Source organism: Micromonospora desertarenae (genome assembly GCF_056150265.1).
Genome location: NZ_JAXCFQ010000032.1, coordinates 1 through 540, shown reverse-complemented (window position 1 = coordinate 540; position 540 = coordinate 1). Strand labels below are relative to the sequence as shown.

Sequence of the window (540 nt, the reverse complement as noted above, 5' to 3'; positions counted from 1 at the left end):
AGCAGAGGAGGGCGGACGGGCGCCCGCAACGGTCGCGGCAGCTGATGCGGACATGCTCGAACTGTTAACCCCTCGCGAGACCGAAGTTCTACAGGCGATCGCAGTGGGGAAGACCAACGGCGAGATTGCAGCGCAGTTGTACCTGTCGTTGGCGACGGTGAAGACCCACGTCGGTCGAATTCTGACGAAAACCGGATCGCGGGATCGAGTCCAGGTGGTGTTATTTGCTTTTCGCGCAGGTCTCGTAGGTATCGATGACCTTCTCAGGACCCACGACTGAACGTGGTTCGGTATGCCGGTATCAGACTACGGTCTGATACCGGAGACGCCGAAGATGGGACCGTACGCCGATGACTGCTGACCGTCCTCGCTCATAGGTTGTCGTTGGCATCGAAAACGATGTCACGACAAGGGGAGTGAGTGTTTAGCGATGAGTGGTCAGGTGGCTGCGCGAGCAATACGAGTAGGGAAAACCTACGGGGTGGGCGATCGGGTGGTTCACGCCCTGCGGGATGTTAGCGTAGATATCCCGACAGGCAA

The 540-nt window shown here is 58.5% G+C and carries 1 protein-coding gene; it reads left to right on the top strand.

Going from position 1 to position 540, the window contains the following annotated elements; genetic code table 11:
- The coding region (locus tag SM577_RS31620; RefSeq protein ID WP_474588701.1) for a helix-turn-helix domain-containing protein at window positions 1–280 on the top strand (280 nt) is incomplete at its 5' end.
- Between the last annotated feature and the right edge of the window lie 260 nt (window positions 281–540).